The following is a 7,079-nucleotide window of genomic DNA, read 5'->3' as shown; positions in this document are numbered from 1 at the left end:
GCTCTATCGGACAGTGAGCGGCATCCTGGGTTTTTTCAATTTCGAGGTGGGCAAGACAATGGGGCTTTCAGCCTACGGGGACTATGACCCGCGGTTTGAGGACATGCTCGAGATTCTGGACTGCGACTATCGTGTGCACCTTCTAGCGGTCAGGAAGCTCGCACGTTATGCTCGCCGGAAAGACGAGCCGATAGAGCAAGTTCACAGAGACATCGCGGCTACGCTTCAGAAACTCCTGGAGCGGGCGGGCTGTGAGCTGGCGAGAGCGGTTCACAACGAGACCGGGTGCAGGAATATCTGCCTTGCCGGTGGCGTGGCGCTAAACTGTCCAATGAACCGCGAGATACTCGAGCTGCCGTTTGTGGACGACATCTTCATCCAGCCGGGCGCGATGGACATGGGCTCCTCGCTTGGGGCGGCTGTGCTTGCGCTGGAGAAGCTGGGTCTTGATTTTGAGCAGGAGATGCGCCACTGCTCTTACGGGAACGAATTCGACAACCAGTCCATCGAGCCGGCTCTTCATGGACTCGCATACCGGAAGCTCGACGACGTGGTCTCGGTCGCGGCGAGGGCTTTGGCCCAAAACAGCATTGTGGGTTGGTTTCAGGGGAGGATGGAGTTTGGGCCCAGGGCGCTTGGTAGCAGGAGCATCCTTGCCAATCCAGCGGACCCGGGGATGAAGGACCGAGTTAATGTAGTCAAGACGAGGGCCCTTTGGCGGCCGCTTGCGCCGTCTGCGCTCGAGGAGGACATGCCTGATTGGTTTGAGGACCCCTCTGCGAGTCCCTTTATGACGCTGAACTTCACCTTCAAGGATGGGATGGGTGAGAGGGTGCCCTCCGTCAAGCACATCGATGGGAGCGCCAGGGTGCAGACCGTGGCCACGGACGCTCCTGGCCGTTTTCGCGAGCTGATACTGAAGTTCAAGCAGCTGACCGGCATCCCTATGCTCCTGAATACTTCTTTCAATGAAAAGGGTGATCCGATAGTATGCTATCCCAAGGACGCCGTTAAGATGTTCTTGAACGCGGACATGGACTTTTTATGCATTGGGGATTTCATTGCCGCAAAGGATCGAGACTCGCTCGAGAGGCTTTTATCCTGAGAAAGGCCTAAATATCGTTCGCACCAGAGACGATAAGGCCATCAGGGATTTGGCATGCGCTCGGGAATTAGCCTTTGTGGAGAGAAAATGAAAACCAATACTGTAATTGGAACTGAGGCCGACCGTAAGACAACGATCATGGTTGAACAGAAGGACGTCATCCGATTCGAGGAAGGGATACTTGGTTTCCCACAATCCCACGGGTATATCCTTGTCCCACACGAGCCGGACAGCCCTTTCGCATGGCTCCAATCGGTTGACGAGGAGAACCTTGCTTTTCTCCTGATCAATCCAGCCAGTGTGAAGCCTGACTACGTCGTTCGACTGCCTCAAGAGGTTGCCAATGACCTGAAGCTGGCCGATGTATCTGACGGCATTGTTCTCGCCATCGTGGTCGTCCCCGAAGACCCTCGCGAGATGAGGATGAACCTCAGGGCACCGGTCGTCATCAACGCTCGTGAGGGGCTTGGCCGACAGGTCGTGCTTGAGAACGCTTCTTTGGAAATTCGTTACCCGATCCTGTCCGAAGAAGAACAGGCCAAGCAATACTGATGCTCGTTCTCACCAGAAAACGCGATGAGAGTATAATCATCGGGGACACGATCGAGATAATGGTCGTGGACATCGGCCAAAAAGAGGTCAGAATCGGCATCAGAGCGCCTCGTGAGCTGAGCGTGCATAGGAAAGAGGTTTACGACGCCATATTGCGGGAGAACATCGCCGCCAAGCTCTCATCCAGGAGACCACTGAAGCTCCCGAAACTCAGGGAACCAGCCGCAGATTAGCGCTCGACGTTCTGCGACACGCGATGAATTTCAGACAAGCCTGGCGTCCCAAATGTGGCTATAAAAGGACATCGACGTCGTGTAAGGGCGGTTCGTGAACCGCCCTTAAGGTGCCCGATCGGATTGGACCAGGGCGATTCGTGAATCGCCCCTACTTCTGGCCGGGGTAAAACATCGACGAGGCGGCGACCACACGGGCCGCCGCCTCGCTATGCAAGGTTAGAAACTGTCTTACTCGGTTGAGACTATTTGATGGCAGCTACTTCTTGACTGACAACCATAGGTTCGAGCAGCCCTCGCAAGGTCACCTTTGCGCACGCTGGCCCGTGGGGTGTCCACTTTCCGCTCGTATCTACGTCAAGTAGGTAGTAACAGTAGTTGACGCCTCGCGAGACGTCGCCATCGACAAAGCTGTAGGACGCTCCGGCCGAGGCGCTGCCCTGGGCTGTGATGAACCCACTCACAAGCCGGAAGTTGCCGTCGCCGACCGTCCGGTAGAGCAGGAACCCGGCGTTTTCTATCTCCGTGCCGGTCTGCCACGTCAGGGTGATCTTGTCTCGGCGAGCCTTCGCCTCGAAGCTGTCGAGCTTGATGTAGTTGTTGCCATCGCCGTATATCTGAGTGTGCGGACAACCGTAGAGGTTATAGACGAAGTAGTTGTGCCAGGCATACTCATCGCTGTCGTAGCCGCTCAAGTAGGCGTTTGCCTCATAATACGCTTTCGCGCATGGCCCGTTGGCGCCGGAGTAGTCTGTCAGCCCCTCGGCGTAGTAGTAGCCGATGTCCTGTGAGCTTCCATAACGGCGGGTATAGTAGAAGTTGCCGCTGTAACCATAAGACGAATTCGAGGCTGACGCTGTGTTGATAGCGCCGTTCTTCAGGAGCGAGTAACCGAGATTGCCGGACGCGGAGGGCTGGCCATTTGAGCAGCTAATCTGGAAGGTGAACGCGGGGTGCGTGTCGTCAACGTCAAGGCTTGGGCACCACGTGTAGTAGAACATCGTACCCCGGTAGCAGTCGCTGGACGAATCGCTGTTGCCCACGACCGTCTCTGACCAGTTGCCGTGTCCAAACCACCAGACCATGCCGTAAGGATGTTGCGTCCACCGGTTGTATAAGGTTCCGGCGCCCGTGCCGCCGTCAAGGACCTCATCCGGGGTGTAGGCACTGGAGCAATAGGAATTGTAATCCTCATACATCCCATACGTTGAGAAGTGTCTGCTGGTCAGATACTGGGTCTCCATGTCGTGCGAGTAATAGGAGGGGTCGGTCCCGTCCCATGGGAACGAGAGCGGAAACAGAACGTCGAGCCGCCAATCAAGATCACCGCTGGCCGTATCGTAATCGATCTCCTTCTGGATGATCGCATCCAGGGTGGAGTAGGCGGCGTTATAGACAGGGATGCGAGCCACGTAAACCTCTGGCTCGAAGTCCACGTCGTCATCGCCATTCTCCCCGAACTTCTCGTCGCCGTCCGAATCCCAGTCCCCGGTCAGGTCTGCGAAGTAGTAGTCTGTGGGGACAGCGTAGCCCGTGCCCGGATAGCATGTTTTCATCGGGAGGTCGCCGTTCGCCGAGGGGCCCCCGATCAGCAGGACATAGACTATGCCATACCCGTTCGGAGGCGAGTAGTAGTTGTCCTCGAGCCACTTCCTGACCTTGTCGTCCGTCCCGTTCGGCGCCTGGCCAGTTTTGGCACCGTATCCGCCGGCCGCATCTGCGTCGCCGTAGCTATGGCTCTCGGTGACGATCAGAACCGTGTGTCCGAGATTCTCGAGGTGCGTCTTGAGGTCCCCAAGTTTGCTGCTGCCGGCGTAAATCGCCTCGGTAGTTATGATCACATAATCATAAGAGGCATCGCCCAGCGGAATCATGCCACCCTTGTTATACCAAGCTCTAGCCGCCTGATAATTCACGAACTTCGTGCCAGCCTTCCCATCCATCATCGAGTCGCCCAGCAGGCGCTCGTCAACTAGATTTGGGTCGCGTGTCATCTCTATTTTGACCGATGCACTTCTGCACAGAACGATCTGTTTCGTGACAGGGTTGTACTTGAATGGATAGAAAGCGATGTTTACGAACTTCCACTTGCGCATCTGAGCTTTGCCGTGAAGCTCGGCTGAGACCGCTGGCCAGAACGCATTCTGCCCATAGATGTCCATGTCTTTCCCGTTGACGACGTTCGTAGCATCGCCCCACTCCCAATCGCCTTCACCATCTAGAACCCTACGAGGCGGAGCCGGCGCGATGTTGTAGTCCCCCGGAACAGACTCATCAGTCTTCTGGACAACAGAAACCGAGAGCGAATCCCACACAACGTCAGGGGGCAACGCAACTTGATAGACCTTCAACGGAAGCGCAGGCGAGCCCGGACTGCCCACAGACCCGCAAGCATCCATGTGGATGATCTCCCCGGCATCGGTGTCCTCTATCGTGTATTGCCCGGCAGTGAGCTCGACGAGGATGTCGTCAGCAGTTGCCCAACCGCCGACGAGAGCGAGAGCAAATACCAAAACTATCAAACCAGTTTTCACTTTTCTCTCCCTTAATCAATTTCTAGCGACATAGCCGCATTGAAGTTACGCAGCACGATCGCCTCCAGCCTCAGCAATCCACAGCGCCGCCGAAGCCTGTGCATGACAGCGAGGGGCCAAGGGCCGACATGATCCTCTGAGAATCAAGCGTGATGACCTTGGGCGCCTCATACGTGCTGTTCGGTGCCATCTGTTCTCCTCTCGCTTCACAGTAGTTCTCGGGCAATGCCCGTTGACGCAGAAAACATCCGAGCAAGGGAGCAAGATTCTTTGGAAGGCTGTGATTGAAACCGACCCTCGCCGGCCCGTTTGCATTCACCGCTTTCTGAAGCTCACTCCACCCGCTTCGTTTCATTATTACCAATTGCTGCGCAGGTGTCAAGCTGCGCTTGTCGCCCCGATAATCTGATTGGAGCGGGAAACGTCGCGGCGGCCTCGCGGATGGAGGGCAGAAGCTCCTGCCCGAAGGGCAGACCATGGGTAGCCGCAGGCGTAGCCTGACGGTGCGAATAGCGCCACAATCCCCCTCCTTTCTAACCTCCCCGTTGCGTTGCACGCACGGCTACCCACGGTATCCCCTGCCGGGGATTACAGCCTGCACCCCTCGTTCGCACCCGTTAACTGAAAGAAGCAGCAACTCGGCTTTCAACATGAACTCCCGTGCCTATCTGCCAGCCAGCTTCAGAGCTCAACCTCAGAAACGATCGATCTGATTACTGGGGGTGTTGTGAGGCAGCGCTAACCGCTTGTTGCTCGGGCTCAGTGCGACTTTTTGGCGAGGGCAAATAGCGCGGATATTGCGGCCACAAAGATTGCTATGGAGACGTAGCTTGCGGCGTTGCATCTTATGAAGGATGGCACGAGCTCTAGGGGCGGCCTGGCCTTTGCCAGCAGCCTTGCTAACGCGAGGTTATGCGAGCCCGGGACCATATACCGATCGATGGGGAACAGAGCCATCGAGAAGGACATCAAAGCTGTGTATGTGCAGGATAGCGCGAGCAAAGAGCGAGCCAGAAGTCCTCGCGAGAACGTCAGGCCAAACGAAACATTAAGAAGGAGTATCGGCAACAGGCAGACGAGATACCTACCCGGAGGGCAGCCGCCGCCAAACCACCAGCCAAGAGTTGAGAGAGCGAGCAGGTACCCGGCGGTGCTGCACGCTGTGATCCCTACGAGACGCGGCCTGCGCCTGAAGCTTCCATTTTTTTCTCCCTGTCTCTGTGTCTCTGTGGTGCTGATTTCAGCGCAATAGCGCTTACGCCTAAGCATGACCAAGAAGCCCCACAGTGCGAACAGAAACACCGGCGAATAGACCAAGAGTCCGTATTGGAAGTCAAGAAACAGTGCAAAGAGGTTATACCAGCATCTCGACCACTGAAGATGCAAAACATCGTCGAGATTCATCGCTCCGAAGAGGCGAAACGCCACTGTCCTATGAAACAGTAGGGCCAAAACGAGCGAGCCGAGGGTCCCCAAGAGAACCGCCGCCGCGGTCCTGCGACGCCCGGACCCTGCGCGAGCTCCGGCCGGCTTCTCTCTTGTCCGCATAATACCCAGAAGCCAGAGAACAAGAAGTGGGAGCCCGACCAGAGCATATCTCGCCTTGAGCCAGGGCAAGATGACGGCTGCGGCCAGGCCGCCGACCGCAAGCCAGCCGGTTGGGCGGCGCAGGGCAGCCGTCAAGAGCAGCATGATCAGCAGGCAGGCGAGCGATTCGGGGTATATCTGCGTGGAGTAGGTAAGCCCTGGTGTTGCGACCAGGGCAATGGTCCACGTCCAAAATGCCGCCCTTCGGCTGCCGGTCTCGCGCTCGCAAACTGAGAACAGGAGCACGCTGAAGGCGGCGTAGGCGAGGCACGAGAGCGCCATCGCCCCCACGCGTCCGAACAAGGCGTAGAATGGGACTAGCAGCGCTGCGAACAGGACGCCGTGTCTGGAGATATACTCCCCCTTCTCGTTCACATCTCGCTGAGGCAGGAGCGTTCCCGGATAGTAAGGCGCATATTCCCGCGCCTCGAGGTTGTTGTTCAGGTCGAGGTCGCCATCGTGGATTATGCTCTGAGCGATCAGGAGATAGAAGGGCTCGTCCGGCTGCGTGCACATCTTGGCGGCAGCGTGCAATCCCATCAGAAGGCAGAACGACAACCCCGTCAGAAACATGCAAGTCAGGATGCGCCTCCTGAGTCGCGGGCCAGGGGACGCCGGCAGCGATCGGCTCGGCTCGATCGCCGTGGGGCCTCTGTGGAGCGCTCTGTAAATGGCTGCGAACAGGACCGCAGACTTGGCGACGACCACGCCGAGGAACAGGACGCTCAGCCCTACGGGAAGGCTCTGTGAGCCGCTGATCGAACGAATAGGACGAAGAACAGCAAGCAGAATGATGTAGCTGGCAGTGTCGAGCCAGACCGCTGGCCCTTTGCGCGCAATTAGCTCAAATCTCGCTGCTTGCGAATTGAGCGCCGTGATGAGCAGGAAGCCGAGTGGAAGCAGGGACCTTCTCAACATCAGGTCGCTGGGGCCAGGCAGCCAAACGAGGTGGATTGGCGCAAGCACCCAGACGAGCGAGATGGCCCCCATCAAGTAGGCAATCGTCTGGGGGCCAAACACCGCCAAAAGCTTTTCTACTCTCGTGTTTCGCATTGCAGAGAGAGCCTA

The 7,079-nt window shown here is 57.3% G+C and carries 5 protein-coding genes; 3 read left to right on the top strand and 2 right to left on the bottom strand.

The features are described from left to right. From VM163_04140 to csrA, 3 genes are all read left to right on the top strand, one after another. Positions 1–1,105, top strand: a 1,105-nt coding sequence (locus VM163_04140) for a carbamoyltransferase C-terminal domain-containing protein (GenBank protein HUT03062.1), incomplete at its 5' end; no start/stop codon positions are given. 87 nt (positions 1,106–1,192) lie between these two features. Beyond that, entirely contained in the window at positions 1,193–1,657 is a 465-nt protein-coding gene (gene fliW, locus VM163_04135; protein ID HUT03061.1) for a flagellar assembly protein FliW, read from the top strand. Then, positions 1,657–1,890 (top strand): carbon storage regulator CsrA, encoded by a 234-nt coding sequence (gene csrA, locus VM163_04130; GenBank protein ID HUT03060.1) that lies wholly within the window; start codon positions 1,657–1,659, stop codon positions 1,888–1,890. The genes fliW and csrA overlap by 1 nt, the downstream gene beginning before the upstream one ends. 245 nt (positions 1,891–2,135) lie before the next feature. Here csrA and VM163_04125 read toward each other — a convergent pair whose 3' ends face one another. Both VM163_04125 and VM163_04120 read right to left on the bottom strand, forming a co-directional pair. Continuing rightward, entirely contained in the window at positions 2,136–4,424 is a 2,289-nt protein-coding gene (locus tag VM163_04125; GenBank protein ID HUT03059.1) for a C25 family peptidase propeptide domain-containing protein, read from the bottom strand. A gap of 759 nt (positions 4,425–5,183) precedes the next feature. Beyond that, complete coding sequence (locus VM163_04120) at positions 5,184–7,064, bottom strand: hypothetical protein (protein ID HUT03058.1); 1,881 nt, start codon at positions 7,062–7,064, stop codon at positions 5,184–5,186. Positions 7,065–7,079: the final 15 nt, after the last annotated feature.

It is taken from the genome of bacterium, assembly GCA_035527515.1.
Lineage (GTDB): Bacteria > B130-G9 > B130-G9 > B130-G9 > B130-G9 > B130-G9.
This window is presented reverse-complemented; position numbering and strand designations above follow the sequence as displayed.